Annotated in this window: 9 protein-coding genes; 4 read left to right on the top strand and 5 right to left on the bottom strand. The window is 76.5% G+C overall.

The annotated features are described in order from the left end of the window. Positions 1-29 precede the first annotated feature (29 nt). The 5 genes from GTY84_RS11825 to GTY84_RS11845 form a co-directional block, all read right to left on the bottom strand. Positions 30-1835: a radical SAM protein gene (locus GTY84_RS11825; protein WP_161226140.1), complete on the bottom strand. Its 1806-nt coding sequence runs from the start codon at positions 1833-1835 to the stop codon at positions 30-32. 396 nt (positions 1836-2231) lie between these two features. Then, positions 2232-3551, bottom strand: coding sequence for a cation:proton antiporter (locus tag GTY84_RS11830; RefSeq protein ID WP_161226141.1), 1320 nt, complete (start codon positions 3549-3551; stop codon positions 2232-2234). A 1088-nt stretch (positions 3552-4639) separates the two neighbouring features. Continuing rightward, positions 4640-6121, bottom strand: a complete 1482-nt coding sequence (locus tag GTY84_RS11835; protein ID WP_161226142.1) for an AMP-binding protein — start codon at positions 6119-6121, stop codon at positions 4640-4642. Next, entirely contained in the window at positions 6118-7248 is a 1131-nt protein-coding gene (locus GTY84_RS11840; RefSeq protein ID WP_161226143.1) for an acyl-CoA dehydrogenase family protein, read from the bottom strand. Before GTY84_RS11840 ends, GTY84_RS11835 begins: the two co-directional genes overlap by 4 nt. Next, the gene (locus GTY84_RS11845) at positions 7233-8009 is read right to left on the bottom strand and encodes an alpha/beta fold hydrolase (RefSeq protein ID WP_161226144.1); all 777 of its coding nucleotides are present in this window, start codon (positions 8007-8009) and stop codon (positions 7233-7235) included. Before GTY84_RS11845 ends, GTY84_RS11840 begins: the two co-directional genes overlap by 16 nt. 606 nt (positions 8010-8615) lie before the next feature. Between GTY84_RS11845 and GTY84_RS11850 the strand changes: the two genes are divergently transcribed. The 4 genes from GTY84_RS11850 to GTY84_RS11865 are packed head-to-tail and all read left to right on the top strand — an operon-like array spanning position 8616 to position 23706. Continuing rightward, entirely contained in the window at positions 8616-8900 is a 285-nt protein-coding gene (locus GTY84_RS11850; RefSeq protein ID WP_161226145.1) for an acyl carrier protein, read from the top strand. Positions 8901-8930: 30 nt separating this feature from the next. Next, positions 8931-10274, top strand: a complete 1344-nt coding sequence (locus GTY84_RS11855) for an NAD(P)/FAD-dependent oxidoreductase (protein ID WP_161226146.1) — start codon at positions 8931-8933, stop codon at positions 10272-10274. Next, a complete protein-coding gene (locus GTY84_RS34615) occupies positions 10271-19009 on the top strand; it encodes a type I polyketide synthase (protein WP_161226147.1) in 8739 nt (2912 codons plus the stop codon). The genes GTY84_RS11855 and GTY84_RS34615 overlap by 4 nt, the downstream gene beginning before the upstream one ends. After that, a complete protein-coding gene (locus GTY84_RS11865) occupies positions 19006-23706 on the top strand; it encodes a type I polyketide synthase (RefSeq protein WP_161226148.1) in 4701 nt (1566 codons plus the stop codon). Before GTY84_RS34615 ends, GTY84_RS11865 begins: the two co-directional genes overlap by 4 nt. Positions 23707-23726: the final 20 nt, after the last annotated feature.

The following is a 23726-nucleotide window of genomic DNA, read 5'->3' on the forward strand; positions in this document are numbered from 1 at the left end:
CGGGCACGGCGGAGCGCCGCGCCCGCCGCTCAGGCGTCCACGGGCCAGGTCCCGCGGCGGACCATCTCGGTCACCCGGTCGGCGCCGTTGGCCCGCACCAGCAGCTCCAGCCGCATGCGCTCGATGTCCTCCGCGGACCACTTCTCCGTCGCCATCGTCGCCTTCTCGTGCGACCAGCCGTTGTCGTAGTGGCGCACGACGTAGTCCTTCTGGAAGTCCCACATCCGGGTGCCCGGCAGTGGGGTGACGATGAACGGGTTGGCGTACGCCATGCCGTGGCCCATCAGCGTGACCGCGTAGTCGATGGTCCTCTCGATCTGCTCCAGCGACTCGATGTACGGCTCGTCCCCGGGCCGCGCCGGCGGGTTGACGAAGCCGAGCATGAAACCGCCGGTGACCTGGATGCCGTACTCCGTGAACATCTCCACGATCTCGCCGGTCGCCTGCTGGAACGCGTTCAGACGGGGCTTGCCGGACTGTTCGAGGCTGTCCTCGTTGGCGCTCTCCACGGCGAGGTAGACGCTGTAGCAGCCGCCGTCGGCCATCGCCCTGATCAGGTCGCGGCAGGTCAGCCCGGAACGCATCGCGGCCAGGATGTTGCGGAAGTTGGGGTTGCGCCGCTCGGCCTCGTCCATCCCGGCGGCGAACGACTCGCCCAGGTGCAGCAGCACGAGGTTGAACAGGCTCAGGCCGCCCTCCTCCACCCACGGCAGGTCGTGCTTGCGCAGCAGCTCGAAGACGCGCATCGCGTACAGCGGATCGTGCAGCAGGTGGTCGTCCTCGATCAGCACCTCGGTCACCCCCTGCCGGGTCAGCTCGCCCAGGTGCAGGTCGAACCAGTCGGTGCCCAGCGCCCGCCAGGGCCCGTTCACCATCGGGATGTAGCAGAAGTCGCAGCCCACGTTGCAGCCGATGGTCGAGAAGATCTGCGCCCAGGAGCCGTGGTCGCGCACCCGCCTGCCCGACGAGTGGTAGCCCTGCCGGTACTGGCTCATGTCCAGCATCCCGAAGTCCGGCAGCGGCATCATGCCGAGCCGCTGGTCCAGCCCCTGCCGCTTGGGCAGGATGCGCATGTACGGCGACCTGGCGGTGGTCCGCACCACGGCCAGGTCGGCCCGCCGGTAGGCGACGCCGGGCACCGCGTCGATGTCGCCGCCCTCCTCGGTCAGCGCCCGCAGCAGCGCCGTGAAGGTCTGGTCGGCCTCGTTGATGACGACGTGGTCGAAGGGGGAGTCCGGCACCGCGTACCGCCAGTCCCCGCTGGGGTGGGCGCCGCCGGTGACCGTCACGATCCCCGGGTCGATGTCCTTGACCAGGTCGGCCAGGGCCCGCGCGTTGCCCCACTGGACCGTGTAGATGCACTGGACGCCGACGACGTCCGGGTCGAACTCCTCGACGACCGCCCGCAACTGCGCGTCGTCGAGACCGTAGCGGACCAGGCTGGAGCCGCCGCCCAGGCCGACCAGCCGCCGCTCCTGCTCCCAGCCGGCGAAGGGCGAGTCGACGATGCGGACCTCGAACCCGGCCAGGCGCGCGTTGGCCGCGATGCGCAGCAGCCCGATCGGGGTCCCGGCCCGCTTCATGACCTCGAAGGTGTCCAGGCCCAGCGCCCGGAAGCTGCTGCCCTCGGGAGAGGGCTCCACGACCCGCGTGTACGAGGGGACGACGAGCAGGACCCGGGGCGCCTCGCCGCGGGCGCGCCGCCGGGTGCCGGAGACCGAGGTGCGCAGGGAGGGCCTGCCCAGATGCCGCAGCGGCGCGCGCTGCGGGGCGCTGGAGAACGCGATGTCCGGGTTCTCGACGACCACGGGGGACGGGGGGACGGCGTGGGACATGAGGGGGCTCCTTCTGACCGGTTGACCGACGGACCGATACGAACAGGAGTGCGCCCGTCATGGTGACGTGCCTCACATCGCGATGGGGGGCATTTCCCGGGAATGGCGCGAAACACCCCCCCGGGGCAAGCGGCCCCGCCCCCGCCCCGGGCCCTCGGCCCGCCCCTCGGTCCGGCCCCGGCTCTCGCCCCGGCCCCGGCCCCGGCCGGGACAGGGGGGTCCCGGGAACTTCCGGAACCCCCGGAAACCGTGGGCCTCATGCCCGGGGCGGGGCGGACACGGGGCCGCCCCGCCCCGGAGAAGCGGGGGCGGGGCAGCCCCGTGCCTGCATGCCTGGGGCCTCTCGTTCGGACCATGCCGGGCTCGCGGACCCCGGCCCGATCCAAACGAAAGACCCTAGTTCCGGGACGAGCCCGACAGGGCCGGGGTGCCGTCGGCCCCGGCGGGGGAGTCGGGGACCCCGGGTGCCCTGACGCCGATCAGGCGGAGCAGCGGGCCCGCCATCGCCGTGGTGAGCAGCGCCATGATCACCATGATCGAGAAGAGCTGGTCGTCGATGACCCCGAGGTCGTGGCCGATGCCCAGGACGACGAGTTCGGTCAGGCCCCGGGTGTTCATCAGGATGCCCAGCGCGCCCGCCTCCCGCCAGGGCACCCCGAAGGACCGGGCGGGGATCACCGAGCCGAGGAGCTTGCCCGCCACCGCGACCACCATGATCAGGCACAGCTCCCAGGCCCCCGTCCAGCCGATCGCCTTGAGGTCGACCGACAGGCCCGTGACGATGAAGTACACCGGCAGGAGCAGGGCGCTGACCCGGGCGAGCGGCACCTCCACGGCCTCGCGCGTGCGCGGGCCGACGGTGCGCGGCATCACCAGGCCGGCGGCGAACGCGCCCAGGATCGGGTGGATGCCGATCCATGCCGTGGCACAGCCGCACAGCAGCGCGAAGGAACCGGCGAGCAGGAACGCCCGGCTGCCGCCCGGCCCCTCCTTCCCCGCCGCCTCGTCCCGCTCGGTCCGGGCCGCCCAGCGCGCCAGCAGCGGCCGCACCAGGCCGAAGAGCACCGCGCCCAGGACCGCGGCCATCAGCAGCGTCTGCCACACCTGGCCCGCCCCGTCCGCCGAGGCCACGGCGACGACCACGATCAGCAGGCACCAGGCGATGCCGTCACCGATCGCCGCGCAGGTCAGGGACAGGACGCCGGCCTGGGTGCGGCCCAGGCCCGTGTCGTGCAGGATGCGGGCCAGCACGGGGAAGGCGGTGATCGCCATCGTGGTGCCGAAGTAGAGGACGAAGGTGGAGGTCGGGGTCTGCCCCCGGTGGTCACCGGCGAGGAGGAGGGCCAGGCCGGCGCCCATCACGAACGGCACGGCCATCGCCGACAGCGCCGTGGTCGCCACCGCCGACCGGCCGCTGCGCAGCAGCCGGGGGTTCATCTCCCAGCCCGCCAGGAACATGAAGAACAGCAGGCCCAGCTCGGACATCGCGGTGAGCGTGGGGCGCTGGGCCATCGGGAAGAGGTAGGTGTCCAGATCGCCGGGGAGCAGTCCCAGCAGACTGGGCCCCAGCATGATGCCGGTGGCGATCTCCCAGACCACGGCGGGCTGGCGCAGCCGGCGGGTGGCCCGGATGAGCGCCGCGCCCGCGAGGACGGCGATCGCCACGTCGGCCAGCGCCACGCAGTCGGGCGGTAGGTCTCGGAACCACACGGACATCGGGACTCCTGCCTGGAGGGGAGCGGGGGAGGGCGGCCGCGGCGGCGAGGGCCGCGCGGACCCGCCGCCCTCGTGGGGCGGCCGGGCGGCGCGGCGTGGCGGCACACCGCGGACTCAAACTCTGCTCACTCGGGTGCCCTGCTGGTAACAGCAGTTGGGATGAAAACTCCCGCACGCCCGCCGCGCCCGGTAAGTCCGTCGGGACGAGAACCGCACCGAAAGAACGACCCCGGCGGCCCGCCGGGCGTTCCTCCTTTCGGGGGTTGCGCCGCCCCGGAACGCGACTCCCGGCAGGTCACCGCCCTCTCCCCGCCGCCGGGCGCCCCGCGCGGCGGCCGGGACGCCCCGGAGCGCCCCGGCACCGGGGGAAGGGCGGACTCCCGGCCGCCCCGCCCGGCGGCACGGTGAAGGACCGCTCCTGCCGACGGCCGTGCGAGGGGGACGCCGCCCGCCCCGTCACCCGCCGGTAGACGGCGACACCCCGGACGCGGCCCCGGCACCCCGGCCGCGGACCCGGCGCGGCCCCCGGAGGCCACCGCGCCCGCCCCCGGCGCACCCCCCGGGGCGCGTCCCCACCGGCTGGCGGGAACACACTCCGGCCGCCCGGCACACGGAGGAAGGCCACCGCACCGGCGCGCGGGGTGACCGCGCGGCCGGGAGCCGGCGAGCGGCACCGCGCCACCCCACCCGGGGGGAGAGCGGCATCGCGCGTCGGGGAAGCGGACGCGCCGCCCGGCCGGGCGCGGGGGAGCCGCCCGGCCGGGCAGGGGCGAACGGCACCACGCGGCCCGGTGGGGGAGGAGGCGAACGGCCCGGCCGGACGCGGAGAGGGGCGCCGTCCGGCCGGGCGCGGGGGAGCGGCGCGGCAGGGCGCGGGCGCCCGGCCGGGCGCGGACGGGAGACGCGCCGCCCGGCCGGGCACGGAGGGGAGAGACGCCGCCCGGCCGGACATGAAGGGGCCGCGCGCCCGGCCGGGCACGGGGGAAGGGGCATCGCCCGGCCGGGCATCTGGGGCCGCCCGGCCGGGCGTGAGGGGCCCGTCCGGCCGGGCGGGGGAGCGGCGCCGTACCCGCCGGCGGCGCCGCCGGTCAGCGCGGTGGGCCCTGCGGCCGCAGCGCCTGTCCCAGCACGCGCCGGTCCGTCTTGCCGTTGTCGGTGCGCGGCAGTTCGCCCACCAGGCTCAGGGAGTCCAGCATCATGTAGGACGGCAGCCGCTGCGCGCTCCACCGCTTGAGGTCCAGGAGGTCCGGCCCGGCGTCCGGCTCCGGGACGACCACGGCGTGCAGCCGCGCCTCCACGCCCTCGCCGTCCACCAGCACCGCCACCTCGCGCACCCGCGGATGGAGCCCCAGCGCCGCCTCGATCTCGCCGAGTTCCACCCGGTTCCCGCGGATCTTCACCATCTGGTCGCGCCGGCCCAGGTACTCCAGCAGCCCCTCGCCGTCCGCCTCGACCAGATCACCGGTGGCGTACGGGCCGTGCTGCGGCGGAGCGCCCCAGTAGCCCAGCATGACGGTCGGCCCCGAGACCAGCAGCTCGCGCCCGCGCCGCCCCGGCTCCGGCTCGCCCAGGTGCAGGGTGTCGCCGGAACAGGCGGTGCCGATGGGCAGCGCCCGCCCGGTCGCCAGGTCCGCGTCGCGCACCTCGTGGGAGGTGCACACATTGGTCTCGGTGGGCCCGTACCAGTTGAACAGCCGCACACGCGGCCAGGCGCCCCGCAGCCGGCGCAGCGGCACGGGCGGGAACGGCTCACCGGCGAAGACGCACACCCGCAGGGACGGCGGCGCGGGCCGCTCCAGCAGCCCGCCGCGCGTCATCAGCAGCGTCAGCGCGGACGGCACCGAGTACCAGACGGTCAGCTCGTGGTCGGTGACGAACCCCAGCAGCTGCGCCGGGGCGTAGGCCAGGTGCTCGGGCACCAGATGGACGCTCGCCCCGGCCAGGAACGCCGCGTACAGGTCGAACACCGACAGGTCGAAGTTGAACGGCGCGTGGTTGGAGAGCCGGTCGTGCGGCCCGATGCCCAGCTCCCCGACGGCCCACCGCACGAACGACAGCGCGTTGCGGTGGCTCAGGCACACCCCCTTCGGGTCCCCCGTGGAGCCGGAGGTGAACAGGATGTACGCCGCGTCGTCCGGCGACCCGGTCACCGGCTCGGGCACCGGCACCCCCTCCGCGCCGGCGAGCAGCTCCCCGAAGGTGGTGCACGGCGGGGCCTGGTCCCCGGCGTCGGCCGCGGCCTCGGCACCCTCCTCGTCGGTGACCACCAGCACCGCCGTGCAGGCCGCGGCGATCCGGGCCACGCGCGGGGGCGGGTTGGCCGAGGACACCGGCACGTACAGCACCCCCGCCCGCAGGCAGCCCTGCATCAGCGCCACCCCGTGCAGGCTCTTGGCCGCCCACAGCACCACGCGGTCACCGGGACGCGCACCGCGGGCGGTGAGCGCGGCGGCGTAGCGGCCGGCCAGCCGGTCCAGGGCGGCGTAGTCCAGCCGCCCGTCGGGCGCGTCCACGGCCAGGGCGTGCGGTGTCCTGCGCGCCGCGTCGACGACCGGTTCGTACAGCCTCACAGTCCCAGCTCCCTGGCCGCGATCTCCTTCTGCATCTCCGAGGTGCCCGAGAACAGCACGGCCGGCACCGAGTCGCGCAGCATGGCCTCGATGCCGTCGTCGGCGAGGTAGCCGCGCCCGCCGAAGACCCGCACCGCGTCCAGGGCACCGGCCACCGCGGCCTCCGAGACGGCGAGTTTGGCCAGCGCCACGGGCAGTACCGCGCGCTCTCCCCGGTCCATCTCCGCGCACGCCCGGTACAGCAGCAGCCGGGCGCCCTCCAGCCGCAGCCGCATGTCCACGATGCGGTGCGAGACCGCCTGGAACGAGCCGATCGGCCGGCCGGACTGGCGGCGCTCGCGGGCGAAGCGGACGCACCGTTCGACCAGCCGGTCCAGCAGGCCGACGTACCCGGCGAACAGGCAGGCCCGTTCCCAGCCCATCGACGCCTGGAAGACCGCCGCGCCCGCCCCCGGCTGCCCCAGCACCTGCTCGTCGGGAACGAAGCACTCCTCGAAGTCCACCGACCCGGCCCGGCAGGACCAGAGGCCCATCTTGTCGAAGGGCCCGCTGCGGCGGACGCCGGGCGCGGACGCGTCGACCAGGAAGGCGGTCTGCCCCAGATGCCCCAGGTCCGGGTCGCTGGTGGCGTAGGTGACCAGGAGGTCGCAGACGGGGCCGTTGCTGACGAAGCTCTTGGTGCCGTCCAGGACCCACCCGCCCGGTACCTGACGAGCCGTCACCCGCAGGCGGGAGACGTCGGACCCGGACTCCGGCTCCGTCATGGCGTTGCCCGCGACGGCCGCCCCCGAGACCAGGTCCGGCAGCCGGCCCTTGCGGACCGCGTCCGTGCCGTACGCCGCGACGGGCACCGAGCAGGCGAACTGGTGCGCGCTCGCGGCGAAGACCAGACCGGTGTCGGTGCACGCCCGTCCGAACGCCTCGATCACCAGGGCGGTGTCCAGCGCGCCCAGCCCGCCGCCGCCGTACTCGGCGGGCAGACAGGTGCCGAGCAGGCCCAGTTCGCCCATCGTGCGCCAGTCCTCACGGGCGAAGCCCGGCGGGCGCCCGGCGGGGAACGCCTCGGCGACCTGCCGCAGGACGCGGTCGCGGCGGGCGGACTGCTCCGCGCTCAGTTGGAAGTCCACGATGTCTCCTGGGGGTTCGGGGATGAGGCGGGGGCGCCGCGCCCGGCGGCCGGCGCGGTGCGGGCCAGCAGGCCGTCCAGACAGCGGTGCAGTTCGGGGGAGTCGAGGATCATGTGGCCGCCGCGGACCCGCGCCACCCGGCACGGCCCCGTCGTCTCGCGCTGCCAGGCGGCCAGCCCCGCCCCGTCCACGAGCGGGTCCAGATCGCCGGCCACCACCTGCACCGGACACGCCAGCGGCGCGGGCCCGGCCCACCGGTGGGTCTCGGCCATCTCCAGGTCGGCGCGCAGCGGCGGCAGGAAGACCTCCAGCAGCTCCGGGTTCCGCTCCACGGCGGGCAGGGTGCCCTGGAGGGCCCGCAGACCGCGCAGCAGCTCATCGGCGGGCGCGTCGTGCAGCGGCGCCCGGGGGTGCGGGACGCACGGGCCGTCGCGGCCGGAGACCGCCAGCGCCAGGGGCGCGTGACCGGCCCGGCCGGGCAGCCCGCGGGCCAGCGCGGCGGCCACCAGGCTGCCGAAGCTGTGCCCGAACAGCACGTACGGGCCGTCGACCACCGCGGCCAGCTCGCCCGCCAGCAGGTCCACCAGGACGCCGAAGTCCCGGACGGGGGGCTCGGCACGCCGCCGCCCGTGCCCGGGCAGTTCCACCGGCACCACCCGGGCGGCGGCGGCGAACCGGGCGCGCCACGGATGGAACATCACCGCGCTGCCGCCCGCGTGCGGCAGGCACAGCAGCTGGGGAAGGGGCTGGGCGCGCAGCACTGCTCTCGACCTCCAGGAATCACCGGAACCGACCACCGGGGCACCACCGGGGCGCCACCGGAACACCGGGCGGGAAGGCGGGCACCGGGAGGTGCCCGGTCCGGCACCGCCGCGCGGCGGCCCGGCCCCTCCCTCGCGGCACCGGGCGGCCGTGTCCCGCCCGTGCCGCACCGGCGGGGCGCACCCGCCGTCCGTCGGCGGTGGCCGCGGGCGGGCAAGCGCCCGCGTCGATCCTGACCGCTCGGGGCGCCCCGCGGCGACGGCCGCGGGTACTCATCCTTTCTGCCCTCCCCCCGCCCGGATCTCCCCCTTAGGTACGGAGAAGGGCCCCTGTGGACCCCCGGCAATTCATCACGTTGAGCGAAGCCCGGGCCCTGGGTCGCTGAGTACGGTTGGCCCCAGCCGACCGCACCCGGACCCCCGGCCGACCGCAGGGAACCCGCGGCCGGCCCGCCCGGAACGGCCTGCAGGAAACCGTCGGGACTCGGAGCCGACGGGTCCCGAGTCCCCGCGCCCGCGGCGGCCGACCCGCCCCGGCGGGACGCCCGCGGCGCGCGATCCGAGCCGTCACGCCGTATCCCCGCCCGGACCCCGGAGGCCCCAGGCATGCCCGAAGAGACCGTTGCCCAGGACGAGATCCTCGCCGAACTGAAGGCGTTCATCGAGGAGCGCTTCCTGCCCGAGGGGACAGCGGGCCTGGAGACCGACGCACCGCTGCTCCAGCTCGGCATCCTCACCTCGCTGAACACCACCGAGCTGATCGCCCGCATCCAGGAGCGGTACCGGCTGTACATCCCGCCCGAGCACATCGTCGGCCGCAACTTCAAGACGCTGGAGACCATCAGCGCCCTGGTCTTCCGGCTCCAGGGCGACCCCGCCGCGATGGCCTGACCCACCCACACCGATCGCAGAGGAGCAGTCTTGTCCGCAGTCGACTACGACATCGGCATCATCGGCGGGGGCCCCGCGGGCTCCACGGCGGCCAGCTACCTGGCCCGGGCCGGCCTGTCCGTGGCGGTCTTCGAAGGCGAAACCTTCCCCCGCCCGCACGTCGGAGAGTCCCTGGTACCCGCCACCACCCCGGTGCTGCGCGACATCGGCGCCCTGGAACTCGTCGAACAGGCAGGTTTCCCCCGCAAGTTCGGGGCCGCCTGGACCTCCGCCGCCCCCAAGGGCATCCCCACCCTCGGATTCTCCGGCCTCTCCCACGGACTGGGCGCCGCCGAGATCGAGTTCGACGAACGCGACCAGCCCGGCGTCGAACAGGCCCACACCTACCACGTCGACCGCGGCAAGTTCGACCAGCTCCTCCTCCAGCACGCCGCGTCCTGCGGCGCCAAGGTCCTGGAGGACACCCGCATCGGCAGCGTCGACTTCTCCGGCGACAACCCGGTGCTGCGCCCCGTGCGCGGCGGCTCCGCCCACACCGTGCGCATGGTCGTCGACGCCAGCGGACGCGGCACCATGCTGGGCCGCCAGATGAAGCTGAAGGTGCCCGACCCGGTCTTCAACCAGTACGCGGTGCACACCTGGTTCGAGGGCCTGGACCGCAGCGCACTGTCGCACGACAGGAAGAAGGCCGACTACATCTTCATCCACTTCCTGCCGATCACCGACACCTGGGTGTGGCAGATCCCGATCACCGACACCATCACCAGCATCGGGGTCGTCACGCAGAAGAAGTACTTCACCGCCTCCAAGGACGACCTGGAGGGCTTCTTCTGGGACTGCGTCGGCAGCCGGCCGGAACTGCGCAGCGCCCTGGAGGACTCCGAGCGGGTCCGCCCCTTCAAGGCCGAGGGCGACTACAGCTACGGCATGAAGGAGATCACCGGCGACAACTGGGTCCTCATCGGCGACGCCGCCCGCTTCGTCGACCCGATCTTCTCCAGCGGCGTGAGCGTCGCCCTCAACAGCGCCCGCATCGCCACCAAGGACATCATCGCCGCCGCCGAGGCCGGCGACTTCACCAAGCCCCGCTTCGCCGAGTACGAGCGCACCCTGCGCCGCGGCGTAGGCAACTGGTACGAGTTCATCAGCATCTACTACCGCCTCAACATCCTGTTCACGGCCTTCGTGCAGGACCCGAGGTACCGGCTCGACGTCCTGAAGATGCTCCAGGGCGACGTCTACGACGACGACGAGCCGCGCGCGCTGGAAGCCATGCGCAGGATCGTCGCCGCGGTCGAGAGCGACCCCGACCACCTCTGGCACCAGCACCTCGGCAGCCTGACCACCCCCTCCGGGGCGGCACTGCTGAAATGACCTCCACAGCAGCCGACGCGGTGGCGATCGTCGGGGCGGGCTGCCGCTTCCCCGGCGGGGTGACGGGCCCGGACACCTTCTGGAGCCTGCTGCGGGACGGGACGGACGTCATCACCGAAGTCCCCCCCTCCCGCTGGGACCTGGCCGGCATCTACGACCCCGACCCGGACGCGCCCGGCCGCACCTACGCGCGCTGGGGCGGGTTCCTGCCGGACCCCGACCGCTTCGACGCGGGCTTCTTCGGCATCGCGCCGCGCGAGGCCCGGCAGATCGACCCCCAGCAGAGGCTGCTGATCGAGGTCGCCTGGGAGGCGCTCGAGAACGCCGGCATCGTGCCCGGCACCCTGGCCGGGACCCGCACCTCGGTGTGGTCCGGCGGACTCGGCGCCGACTACTTCCTGCGCCACGCGCAGGAGGCCGGCCGCACCGGCATCGACCCCTGGTACGCGTCGGGGAAGGAGGCGAGCTTCGGGCCCGGCCGGCTGTCCTACCTCCTGGGCCTGAACGGGCCGAGCGTCGCGCTCAGCACGGCCTGCTCCTCCTCCCTCGTCGCCGCCCACCTCGCCCGGCAGAGCCTGCTCACCGGCGAGTCGGACACCGCGCTGGTCGCCGGGGTCAACCTGCTCCTCGCCCCGGAACTGACCATCTTCATGTCCAAGGTCGGCGCGATGGCCCGCGACGGCCGGTGCAAGGTCTTCGACGCCGCGGCCGACGGCATCGTCCGCGGCGACGGATGCGCGGTCCTGGTCCTCAAGCGCCTGAGCGACGCCCGCGCCGACGGCGACCGGGTCCTCGCCGTCATCCGCGGCTCCGCCGTCAACCACGACGGACACAGCGCCGGCCTGACCGTGCCCAGCGCCGCCGCCCAGCAGAACCTGCTGCGCGACGCGCTGGCCGCCGCCGGCGCCGCCCCCGCCGACATCGGCTTCGTCGAGGCCCACGGCACCGGCACCCCGCTCGGCGACCCGCTGGAGATGAGCGCCCTGGCCCGGGTCCTGGGCGAGGGACGCGACCCGCGCACCCCGCTGCTGGTCGGCTCCCTCAAGACCAATTTCGGCCACACCGACGGCGCCGCCGGCGTCGCCGGACTGCTCAAGGCCGCGCTCACCGTCCACCACGGCCTGATCCCCCCCAACCTCCACCTGAACCGCCCCAGCCCGGCGATCCGCTGGGACCGCTGGCCGGTGCGCGTGCCCGTCGAACCGGCCCACTGGCCGCAGGACACCCCCCGCCTCGCCGGAGTGAGCGCCTTCGGCCTCAGCGGCACCAACGCCCACGTCGTCGTCGAGGCCCCCGCCCCCCGCACACCCCCCGCCCCGCCCGCCGCGCCCGGCACCGCCGGGACCCGCGTGCTCGCCCTGTCCGCCCGCTCCGGCGAGGCACTGCGCGAACTGGCCCGCGCCCACCGCGACCGCCTGCTGGCCCGCCCCGGCGCCGACCCCGCCCCCTGGACCGCGGGCGCCGCCCGGCTGCGCACCCACCACGCCGAGCACCGGCTCGCCGTCACCGGCACCACCGCCGCCCACCTCGCCGCCGACCTCGACACCTTCCTCGCCGCCCCCGACCCCGCCCTCCCCGACAGCACCGGCACCCCCCTGCCCGACGAGGAACCCGAACGCCTCCCGGTCTGCTTCGTCTACTCCGGACAGGGCGGGCAGTGGGCCGGAATGGGCCGCGAACTCCAGGGCGCCGAACCCGTCTTCGCCGCCGCCCTGGACGAGGTCGACGCCCTCGTGCGGCAGGCCGCCGGATGGTCACCCGCCGCCGAACTGCGCGCCGGCGCCGACCGCTCCCGGCTCGCCGACACCGAGATCGCCCAGCCCGTCGTCCTCGCCCTCCAGATCGCCGCCACCGCGCTGTGGCGCTCCTGGGGCATCGAGCCCGCCGCCGTCATCGGCCACAGCATGGGCGAGATCACCGCGGCCCACGTCGCCGGCGCGCTGAGCCTGCCCGACGCGGTCCGCATCGCCGTCCACCGCGGACGCCTCCTGCAGCGCTCCGCCGGACAGGGCCGCATGGCCGCCGTCGCCCTGCCCGAGGACGAACTGGCGCCGCTGCTGGAGCCGTTCGGCGACGACCTCTGCCTGGCCGCCGTCAACAGCCCCTCCTCCACCGTCGTGTCCGGCACCGCCGCCGCCGTGTCCGCCCTCACCGCCCGGCTGTCCGCCCGCGGCGTCACCTGCCGCGACATGCCCGGCGCCTACGCCTTCCACAGCCCCCAGATGGACCCCCACCGGGCCGAACTGACCGCACTGCTGGACGGCCTGGCCCCCGCCGAGCCCACCCTGCCCCTGCTGCGGACCAGCGGCACCGCCCCCGACGGGCCCGAACCCGCCCTCGACGCCTCCTGGTGGGGCCGCAACGTGCGCGAACCGGTCCGGTTCGCCGCCGCCGCCGCCCGCGCCCTGGCCGCCGGACACCGCGTCTTCCTGGAGATCGGGCCGCACCCGGTGCTCACCCAGCCCCTCCTCCAGACCATGGCCGCCGCCGGCACCGACGGCCGGGTGGTGGCCACCCTGCGCCGCGACACCGACGCCGTGCACACCTCCCGGGCCGCGCTCGCCGAGCTGTACACGGCGGGCGCCGACATCCGCTGGCGGCACGTCGAACCCCACCCCGACCCGGCACGCGACCTGCCCCGCTACCCCTGGCAGGGCGAACCGCTGTGGTTCGAGGTGCCCGGCGGCACCCCGGAGGAGATCCGGACACCCCCCGGCGCCGCCCCGGCGCTGCCCGCCGAACTCCGCGGCGAACTGAGCCTGTTCGACACCGAGGGACGGCTCGTCGCCCGCACCGACGGACTGCGGCTGCTCACCGGCCACCCCGGCGGCCACCCGGCGGGCGGGAACACCGCCGACGCCGCCCCGGCCCGCGGACACACGGCGGACGGGCCGTCCCGGCCCGCCGCGGAACCGGCCCCCGCCCGCCCGGACCGGGCCGCCCTCGCCGACCTCGTCGCCTCCTGCGCCGCCCGGGTCCTGGGCCTCGCCTCCCCGGCGGCGGTCGCCCGCGCCCGCGGCTTCGCCGACCTGGGCATGGACAGCCTCGGCGCCGTCGAACTGTGCAAGGCCCTGGAACGCTCACTGGGCCTGCGGCTGCCGAGGACCGCGGCCTTCGACCACCCCACCGTGCGGCGCCTGACCGCCCACCTCGCCGACCTGCTCGACCGCCAGGAACCCCCCGCCCCGGCCGCCCCCGCGGCCACTGCCCCGGACACCACCGCCCTCGCCCCCACCGCCCCGGACACCACCGCCGCCGGTGTCCCCGCGGCCGCCGCCCGGACCGGACCGCCACCGGCGCCCGAGCCGATCGCCGTGGTCGGCGTCGGCTGCCGCTTCCCCGGCGGCGCCGACGGACCCGACGCCTACTGGCGGCTGCTCACCGACGGCGTCGACGCCGTCCGGCAGGCCCCCGAGGGCCGCTTCGACGACGCCCGGACCTGGTGGGGCGGATTCCTCGACGACCCCGCGGGCTTCGACGCCCCCTTCTTCCGCATCCCCCCGCGCGAGGCCCGGGTCATGGACCCCCAGCAGCGGATGTTCCTGGAGGTCGCCTGGGAGGCCCTGGAACACGCCGGCATCGCGCCCGCCTCCCTCGACGGCACCCGCACCGGCGTGTTCCTCGGCATGAACTCCACCGACTACGCCCAGCGCGTGGCCGCCCGCAGCGTCGACGCCTTCTACGGCACCGGCACCTCCTTCAGCGCCGCCCCCGGCCGCCTCTCCTACCTGCTCGGCCTGCGCGGCCCGAGCCTCGCCGTCGACACCGCCTGCTCCTCCTCCCTCGTCGCCATCCACCTGGCCGCGGCCAGCCTGCGCGCCGGGGAGAGCGACCTGGCCGTCGCCGCCGGCGTCAACCTCATCCTCGACACCACCATCCACCGCGCCAGCGGCGCGGCCGGAGCCCTGGCGGCCGACGGCCGCTGCAAGACCTTCGACGCCGCCGCCGACGGCTACACCCGCGGCGAGGGCTGCGGCGCCGTCGTCCTCAAACCGCTGTCCGCCGCCCGCCGCGACGGCGACCGGGTCCTGGCCCTCGTGCTCGGCTCGGCCGTCAACCAGGACGGCGCCAGCAGCGGCTTCACCGCCCCCAACGGCCCGGCCCAGGAGGAGCTGCTGCGCACCGCCCTCGCCGACGCCCGGGTGGAACCCGCCGACCTGGACTACGTCGAGGCCCACGGCACCGGCACCCCGCTCGGCGACCCCATCGAACTGAACGCCCTCGGCGCCGCCCTGCACGGACGGCCCGCCGGCCTCGGCCCGTGCCTGGTCGGCTCGGTGAAGACCAACATCGGCCACCTGGAGGCAGCCTCCGGCATCGCCGGACTGATCAAGACGGTCCTCGCGCTGCACCACGGGACCCTCCCCGCCCACCTCCACTTCCACCGGCCCAGCCCCGCCGTCCCCTGGGACGAACTGCCCCTGCGGGTGCCCACCGCCACCCGCCCCTGGCCGCGCGGCGGCCGCCGCCGCGTCGCGGGCGTCAGCGCCTTCGGTTTCAGCGGCACCAACGCCCACGTCGTCCTCGCCGAAGCCCCCGACGGCCCGCCCGCCCCCGCCACAGCACCCGGCACGGCCCCCGCCGCGGCGGACCCGCAGGCACCCGGCACCGCCGCCCCCCGGCTCCTCACCCTGTCCGCCGCCTCCCCGCGCGCCCTGCGGGCCCGCGCCGCCGCCCACCGCGACCTGCTGACCGCACCGGACGCGCCCGCCCCCGCGGACCTCGCCGCCACCCTCGCCCTGCGCCGCTCCCACCTGGAGCACCGCCTGGCCGTCGTCGGCCGCGACCGCGCCGAACTCGCCGACCGCCTCGACGCCTTCGCCGAGGGCCGCGACGCCCCCGGCACCGTCCTCGCCCGCGCCGCCGAGCGGGACCGCGGACCCGTCTTCGTCTTCTCCGGCCACGGCTCCTACTGGCCCGGCATGGCCCGCCCGCTCGCCCTGCGCAACCCGGCCTTCCGCGCCGCGCTCGACGAGGCCGACAGCGCCCTGTCCGCCTTCCTCGACTGGTCACCCGCCGCGACCATCGCCGCCGGCACCGAACCCGCCGACGAACTCGACCGCCAGATCCTGCTGTTCGCCGTCCAGCACGCCCTCGTCGCCGCCTGGCACGACCTCGGCGTGCGGCCCGCCGCCGTCATCGGCCACAGCATGGGCGAGGTCTCCGCGGCCCTGTGCGCGGGCGTCCTGGACCTCCCCGGCGCCGCCGAGGTGATGGTCCGCCGCACCCGCCTGCTGCGCTCCCTGGTCGGCCTGGGCGGCATGGCCGTCGTCGGCCTCGACGCCGACGCCACCGCCCGCGAGATCGCCCGCCACGGCGACCGGCTGTGCGTCGCCGTCGTCAACAGCCGCGCCTCCACCGTCGTCTCCGGCGAGAGCGCCGCCCTCGCCGAACTGGCCGCCACCCTCAAGGAACGCAACGTCTTCTGCCGCATGGTCGACGCCGGCGGCCCCGCACACAGCCCCTGGGCCGAACCCCTGCGCGCCGAACTCGCCGAGGCACTCACCGGACGGCTCGACCCCGCGCCCCCGCGCGTGCCCCTGTACTCCTCGGTGGACGGCGCCGCCCTCACCGGCCGCCCGATGGACGCCCGCTACTGGGGCGACAACCTGCGCATGCCCGTCCGGTTCGCCGACGCCGTGCGCGCCGCCGCCCGCGACGGCCACGACACCTTCGTCGAACTGTCCGCGCACCCGGTCCAGCTCACCCCGATCGAACAGGAACTGCGCGCCGACGGCACCGAGGGACTGCTCGTCCCCTCACTGGTGCGCGGCGAGGACGGCGAGAGCGCCCTGCTGACCGCCTTCGGTGCCCTGCACACGGGCGGCGCCGCCGTCGACTGGCACCGGCTCCACCCCCGCCCCCGGGGCCCCGTCACCACCCCCGGCTACCCCTGGGAGCACCGCCGCTACTGGGTGGAGGGACGGCCGGCCACGGCCGGCACCGGCCACCCGCTGACCGCCCGCACCGTGCGCACCGGCGGGACCACCGTGGTCGAGGCCGACCTCGACACCGAACTCGTCACCGCGCTCGGCGCCGACCCCGCCGCCGACCCGCCCCTGGTGCCCCCCGCCGCCTGGCTGGAGCTGGCGGTCGCCGCCGCCCGCACGGCCCTCGGCGACGACCGCACCGTCCGGCTCACCGGCGTCACCCTCGGCACCGCCCTGCCCGCGCCCGCCGCCGACGGCACCCGCACCGCCGCCCTGACCCTGACCCGCTCCCCGGACGCCCCCGGCGCCCACCGCTTCGAGATCACCGCCCCGGACGGCGACCGCCCGCTGCGCCTGGCCACCGGCACCGCCCTCCCGGCCGGCCCGCGCGGCCCCGCCCCCACGGCCACCGGCACCGAGGCCGGCGCCTGCCTGCGCGCCCGCGCCGCCGCGCTCGCCGGAACCGCGGCCGAGGTCCTCTCGGTCCGCACCGACGGCGACCGCATCCGGGTCGAACTGCGCCGCGGCCCGGCCGCCATGCGCTGGCACCTGGCCCCCGACCTCGCCGGGATCGCCCTCGGGGCCCCCGCACTGCTCACCCCCGAGAGCGACCCCGGACCCGGGACCGCCCCGGCCGCCCCGGCCGGCTCGGTGGCCTCGGTCACCGCGCACGACGTGCCCGGCGAGCACGTCGTCCTCCACATCACCCCCGCCGCCCCGGGAGAGGACACCGGGCCCGCCCCGGCGGCCGACGTGCTGATCGCCGACCCGGACGGCCGCCCCCTGGCCGAACTGACCGGCATCCGCCCGGCCGCCCCCGCCGCGCACTGCCCCGACCCGGACACCGACCGCCGCCACGCCGCCCATGTGCACGTCCCCGGCTGGCAGGAACTGCCCGCCACCGCACCCGGACCCGACACCGGGACCGGGACCGGGGCGGAGCCCGCGGCCGGCCCGCCCGGCGGCGCGCCGCCACCGGCACCGCCCGCCCCCGGCACGGTCCTGCTCCTCGCGGACGCCTCCGGCGTCGCCGACGCGCTCGCCACCGCACTGACCCGACGCGGCACACCGGTGCGCCTGCTGCCCCCCGGCCCGGCCGGCGGACTGCGCGAACGGCTCGGCACCGCCCTGCGGGACCTGGCCGCCGGACCCGGCTGCGCCGCCGTGGTGCACCTGTCCGGACTCGACCTGCCCCAGGACCCGGTGTCCGGCGCGGCCGCCGTCGCCGGGGCGTGCGCGGCGGCCGCGGACGCCACCGCCGCCGTCGCGGCGGCCGGCGCCGGCGCCCGGCTGTGGTGGGTGACCCGCGGCGCCGTGGCCGTCGACGACCTGGAGGAACCGTCCCCCGCCCAGGCCGCGCTGCGCCGGGCCGCGGTGGTCGCCGGAGTCGAGCAGCCCACCGCCTGGGGCGCCGCCCTCGACCTGGACCCGCTCCGCGCGGACCCCGGCGCCGACGCCGACGCCGTCCTCGCCGAACTCGGCCGCCACCCCGCCCCCGGCGGACCCCCCGAGGACCGGCTCGCGCTGCGCCGCGGCCGGAGACTGGCCGCACGGGTGCTGCCCGCCCCCGCCCCGGCCGCGCCCCCCGCACCGGTGCGGCTGGACGAGGCCCGCACCTACCTCGTGGCCGGCACCGCTGGACCGCTCGCCGCACAGGTCGCCGGATGGCTCACCGACCGCGGCGCCGGACACGTGCTGAGCGTCCCCCGGATCGAGGGAGCCGCACACGCCGTACGGCTCCTGGAGGACCAGGCCGCGGCCGGCCGCCCGGTCGGCGGCATCGTGTGGCTGGGAGCCGACTGGAACCTGCCCTCCGGCGCCGCGCCCGACGCCCGCGCCCTGGAGGAGGCGCTCACCGCCCGCGCGAGCGGCGCGTGGCTGCTCCACCGGGCGTGCCGCCGCACCGGCACCGAGCCCGGCCTGTTCCAGGTGTGGAGCACCGTGGCCGGAAGCTGGGGCGCCATCGGCGCCGGGACACAGGCCCCGGTCGACGCCGTGCTGACCGCGCTCGTCGCCCACCGCAGGTCCCGCGGACTGCCCGCCGCCTCCGTGGCCTGGGCGCCCTGGAGCGATGTCGGCCTGCTCGACCGGGACAGCGCCCAGCGGCTGACCCGCAGCGGCATGACCCCGTTCACGGCCGCCACCGCCCGGGAACTCCTCGACCGGGTCACCGCCTCCGGCCACCCCGCGGCCGAGATCGCCGACGTCGACTGGGGACTGCTGCTGCCGCTCTACCGGCAGGCACTGCCGTTCCCCCTGTTCGACGCCCTGGCCGAGCGGGAGCGGTCCGCCCCCGGCGACGCCGACGCGCTGCTGGACAAGCTGCGCACCCTGCCCGCCGACGCCCGCGCCGACCTGGTGCTCGACTGTGTGCTGGAGGAGGTCGCGGTGGTCCTCGGCCTGGACGGACAGGACGAACTGGAGCCGCGCCAGGGCTTCTTCGAGCTGGGACTGAACTCCATCACCGCCCTGGAGATGAAGGTCAGGCTGGAACGCCGCTTCGGCTGCCCGCTGCCGGCGACGCTGGCCTTCGAACACCCCAACGGGCAGGCACTCGCCGCCTTCCTGGCCGCCGAGGTGACCGGAACGGACACCCCGCGGGCGACGGGAGCCCCCCCCCCCCCCCCCCCCCCCCCCGCCGCCCCGCCCCGGCCCACCGGCACCCCCGCCCCCGACGGCACCGCGGCCCCCGCCCCCCACGGCGCCCCGGACGGCCCGCCCGCCGGCGACCTGGACGACCTGACCGCCCGGCTCGCAGCCGAACTGGCGGCCGCCACCGAGCTGTTCGAGCAGGAGGAACGATGAACCCACCCACCGCCGCCACCGGCGACGTGCGGGCCCTGCTCGCCCAGGCCGCCCGCACCATCTCCACCCTGCGCGCCACGGTGGAGGAACAGCGGGCCGCCCTGCGCGCCCCCGTCGCCGTCGTCGGCATCGGCTGCCGCTTCCCCGGCGGCGCGGACTCGCCCGAGACCATGTGGCGGATGCTCGGCCGGGGAACCGACGCCATCGGCCCCTTCCCCCAGGACCGCTGGGACACCACCCCCTACTACGACCCCGACCCCGAGACACCCGCCACCGCCTACGTCCTGGACGGCGGCTTCCTCGACCGCGTCGACACCTTCGACGCCGCCCTGTTCGGCATCGCGCCCGCCGAGGCCGCCGGCATGGACCCGCAGCAGCGCATCGCCCTCGAAGTGGCCTGGCAGGCCCTGGAGGACGCCGCGATCCCCCCGGACGGCCTCGACGGCTCGCGCACCGGCGTCTTCATGGGCGTCAGCACCAGCGACTACGTCCGCATGCGCCAGCAGTTCGGCGCCCCCGAGGGCATCGACGCCTACCAGATCCTCGGCGAGAACAGCTTCATCGCCGGCCGCATCGCCCACACCCTCGGCCTGCGCGGCCCCGCCCAGGTCGTCGACACCGCCTGCTCCTCCTCCCTCCTCGCGGTCCGCCAGGCCTGCCAGTCACTGCGCCAGGGCGAGACCGACCTCGCCCTCGCCGGCGGCGTCAACGTCATCCTGTCGCCCTACGGCTTCGTCCTGGTCAGCAAGGCCGGGGCGGTCGCCCGCGACGGACGCTGCAAGACCTTCGACGCCACCGCCGACGGCTACGGACGCGGCGAGGGCTGCGGCGTCGTGGTCCTCAAACGCCTCTCCGACGCCCTCACCGACGGCGACCGCGTCCTGGCCGTGATCCGCGGCGGCGCCGTCAACCACGACGGACACGCCAGCGGCATCTCCGTACCCAGCGCCCAGGCCCAGCAGGACGTGATCACCGCCGCGCTGGAGGACGCCGGACTGCCCGCCGCACAGGTCGGCTACGTCGAGGCCCACGGCACCGGCACCCCCCTCGGCGACCCCATCGAACTGCGCAGCCTGCACCAGGTCCTGGGCAGCCGGCGACCGGACGGACACCCCCTGGTCGTCGGCTCGGTGAAGACCAACATCGGCCACCTGGAGGCCGCCGCCGGCATCGCCGGACTGATCAAGGCCGTGCTCGCGGTCCGGCACGGGCAGATCCCCGCCAGCCTCCACTTCCGCACCCCCAACCCCAACGTGGACTGGGACCGGCTGCACCTGGCCGTCGCCGCCGCGCACACCCCCTGGCCCGCCGACGGACAGCCCCGCGTGGCCGGCGTGAGCTCCTTCGGCGCCAGCGGCACCAACGTCCACCTGCTGGTCGAGGAACCGCCCCCCGCCCCCCGCCCGGCCACCGACGGACAGCGGACGGACCCCCTCCCCGCCCGCCCGGCCGAACTCGTCGTCCTCTCCGCCCGCGGCGAGGACGCCCTGCGGGAACTCGCCGGCCACTGGGCCGGCCACCTCGACGCCCACCCCGCCACCCCCCTGCCCGCCGTCGCCCGCACCGCCGCCACCGGACGCGCCGCACAACGGCTGCGCGCGGCCTTCACCGCCACCACCCTGCCCGGCCTCACCGCCCGCCTGCGCGCCTTCGCCGACGGCGAGGGCCCCGCCCCGCGCCGCGCCCGCCGGCCGCAGCGCGCCAAGGTCGCCTTCCTCTTCCCCGGCCAGGGCACCCAGTACGCCGGAATGGGCCGGCAGCTCCACGAGACCGAACCCGTCTTCCGCCGGGCCTTCGACCGCTGCGCCGACCTGCTCGCCACCGACGGCGAACCCACCCTGCACGACGTGGTCTTCGCCCCCGACGGCGACGAACTGGCCCGCACCGCCCGGACCCAGCCCGCCCTGTTCGCCGTCGAGTACGCCCTGGCCGAACTCTGGCAGTCCTGGGGCGTGCGGCCGTCCGCCCTGATCGGGCACAGCGTGGGGGAGTACGCCGCCGTCTGCGTCGCCGGCGCCGTCGACCTGCCCGACGCCCTGCGCCTGATCGCCCTGCGCGGACGGCTCATGGAGAGCGTGCGCACCCCCGGCGCCATGCTCGCCCTGCCCCTCGGCGAGGAGGACGCCCTGCGCGCCGTCGGCCCGCGCACCGACCGCGTCTCGCTCGCCGCCGTCAACGGCCCCCGCGACACCGTGCTGTCCGGCGCGGCCGACGCCATCGAGGAGATCGCCGCCGAACTCGCCGCCGACGGCGTCACCGGCCGCCGCCTCGCCGTCTCGCACGCCTTCCACTCACCCCTGCTCGACCCCGTCCTCGCCCCCCTCCGGGAGGCCGCCGCCGCCATCGGGTTCCACGAGCCGCGCATCCCCGTCTACTCCAACCTCACCGGACAGGCACTGGACCGCGCCACCCTCGCCGACCCCGGCTACTGGACCCGGCACGCCCGCCTGCCCGTCCGCTTCCACCAGGGACTGCTCGCGCTCGCCCGCTCCGGCGCGGGCGCGCTCATCGAGACCGGCCCCGGCCGCACCCTCCTCGGCCTCACCGCCCGCACCCTGCCCGACCAGGACACCGACCCCCTGCTCCGGCTCCCCTCCCTGCGCCGCGGCACCCCGGAGAACACCCAGATCCTGGACAGCCTCGGCGAACTGTTCACCTGGGGCGCCCCCGTCGACCTCACCGCCCTGCACACCCCCGGCACCCCCCGCCACGTCCCCCTGCCCACCTACGCCTTCCAGCGCCGCCCCCTGTCCTACCCCCTCACCCCGGCCACCGCCCCCACCGCCCCGGCCGCCCCCGCCACCGCCCCGGCCGCCCCCGCCACCGCTCCCGCCGACACCCTGCGCTACACCGTCACCTGGCAGCAGGCCCCCGCCCCGGCCACCGACGAGACCCCGGCCGGCCGCACCCTGCTCCTCGCCGACTCCGGCGGCGTCGCCCAGGACCTGGCCGCCCGCCTCACCGCCCGCGGCGGCACGGTCGTCACCGCCCGGCTCACCACCCCCGCCGGCCCCGCGCCCGGCCCCCTGACCGTCCCCGCCGACGACCCCGCCCGGCTGCGCGCCCTGCTCACCGAACACGCCCCGCTGGACCGCGTCGTCCACCTGGCCTCCCTCGACATCCCCCCGGGCGGCACGGCCACCGCCGCCGACCTCGCCCTGGCCCGCGTCACCGGCCCGGAGACCGCCGTCCACCTGCTCCGGGCACTCGCCGACGGCACCGCCGCCGGCCCCGACGGCCCGCCGCGGCTCTGGCTCGTCACCCGCGGCGCCCAGAGCGCCCGCGACAAGGACGACCCCGCCGGACTCGCCGGCACCATGCTCATCGGCCTGGGCAAGGTCGCCGCCCTCGAACAGCCCGCCCTCTGGGGCGGCAGCATCGACCTCGACCCCGCCCCCGGCCCCGACACGGCCGCCGGCCTCGCCGCGGAACTGCTGCACCCCGGCGAGGAGGACGAGATCGCCCTGCGGGCCGGCGAACGCCTCGTCCCCCGCCTCACCCCCCGCCCGCCCGCGGACACCACCCCCGACACCGCACCGCCCGCCCTGCGCCCCGACGCCTCCTACCTGATCACCGGCGGCCTCGGCGGCCTCGGCCTGACCCTCGCCGCATGGCTCGCCGACCGCGGCGCCCGCCACATCGTCCTCACCGGACGCTCCGGACTGCCACCACGCGACCAGTGGGACACCCTCACCGCCACCGGGCCCTCCGCCGCCCCCCGCGACCCGGCGGCCGACCGCGTCCGCGCCGTACGCGCCCTGGAACACCGCGGCGTCCGCGTCACCGTCGCCCGCGCCGACGTCACCGACGAACCCGCCATGCGCGACCTCCTCACCACCGCCGCCGCCGAGGGCCGCCCCGTACGGGGCGTCGTGCACGCCGCCGGACTCGCCGGAGCACAGAACATCGACGAGGCCGACCCCGCCGAACTCCACGCCGTCCTGCGGCCCAAGGTCGAGGGCGCCTGGACCCTCCACCGGCTGCTGGAAGGCAACGAACCGGACTTCCTCGTCCTGATGTCCTCCATCGCCTCCGTCTGGGGATCGGCCCACCTGGCCGCCTACGCCGCCGCCAACCGCTTCCTGGACGGCCTGGCCGCCCACCGCCGCGCCACCGGCCGCCCCGCGCTCAGCATCAGCTGGGGACCGTGGAACATCGCCAGCGGCCTCGGCGGCGACGACCTCCTGGCCCGCCTGGAAGCCCTCGGCCTGCGCGCCCTGGACGCCCGCACCGGACTGGACCAGCTCGGCGGCCTGATGCGCGAGGACCACGCCCACGCGGTGGTCTCCGGCACCGACTGGGACACCCTCAAACCCCTCCTGGAATCCCGCCGCGCCCGCCCCCTGCTGGCCGGCATCCGCGCCGCCGGACCCGGCGGCCCCGCCACCGCCCCCTCCCCGCGGCTCACCCGCGTCCTCGCCGCCCCGCCCGACCGGCACGAGGACCTCCTCGACACCTACGTCCGCGACACCCTCGCCGACCAGCTCGGCGTCGCCCGCGCCGAGATCACCGACGACATCGACCTGCTCGACATGGGCCTCGACTCCCTCGGCGTCAGCCAGCTCATCACCCGCTACCGCAAGGACCTCGCCCTGCGCCTGGAACCGCGGCCCTTCTTCGAGATCCCGGCCATCGGCTGGGGACGGCTGCTCGCCGGGGAAGTCGCCCGCCAGCACCCCGCACCCCGCACCCCCTGACCCCGCGACCCGCACCCGGC

It is taken from the genome of Streptomyces sp. SID8352 (assembly GCF_009862265.1).
Classification (GTDB): Bacteria; Actinomycetota; Actinomycetes; order Streptomycetales; family Streptomycetaceae; genus Streptomyces.

Bases quoted from the DNA above. Each gene is read 5' to 3' on its own strand.
- GTY84_RS11825 (WP_161226140.1), bottom strand. From the start codon at position 1,835: ATGTCCCACGCCGTCCCCCCGTCCCCCGTGGTCGTCGAGAACCCGGAC.
- GTY84_RS11830 (WP_161226141.1), bottom strand. From the start codon at position 3,551: ATGTCCGTGTGGTTCCGAGACCTACCGCCCGACTGCGTGGCGCTGGCC.
- GTY84_RS11850 (WP_161226145.1), top strand. From the start codon at position 8,616: ATGCCCGAAGAGACCGTTGCCCAGGACGAGATCCTCGCCGAACTGAAG.
- GTY84_RS34615 (WP_161226147.1), top strand. From the start codon at position 10,271: ATGACCTCCACAGCAGCCGACGCGGTGGCGATCGTCGGGGCGGGCTGC.
- GTY84_RS11865 (WP_161226148.1), top strand. From the start codon at position 19,006: ATGAACCCACCCACCGCCGCCACCGGCGACGTGCGGGCCCTGCTCGCC.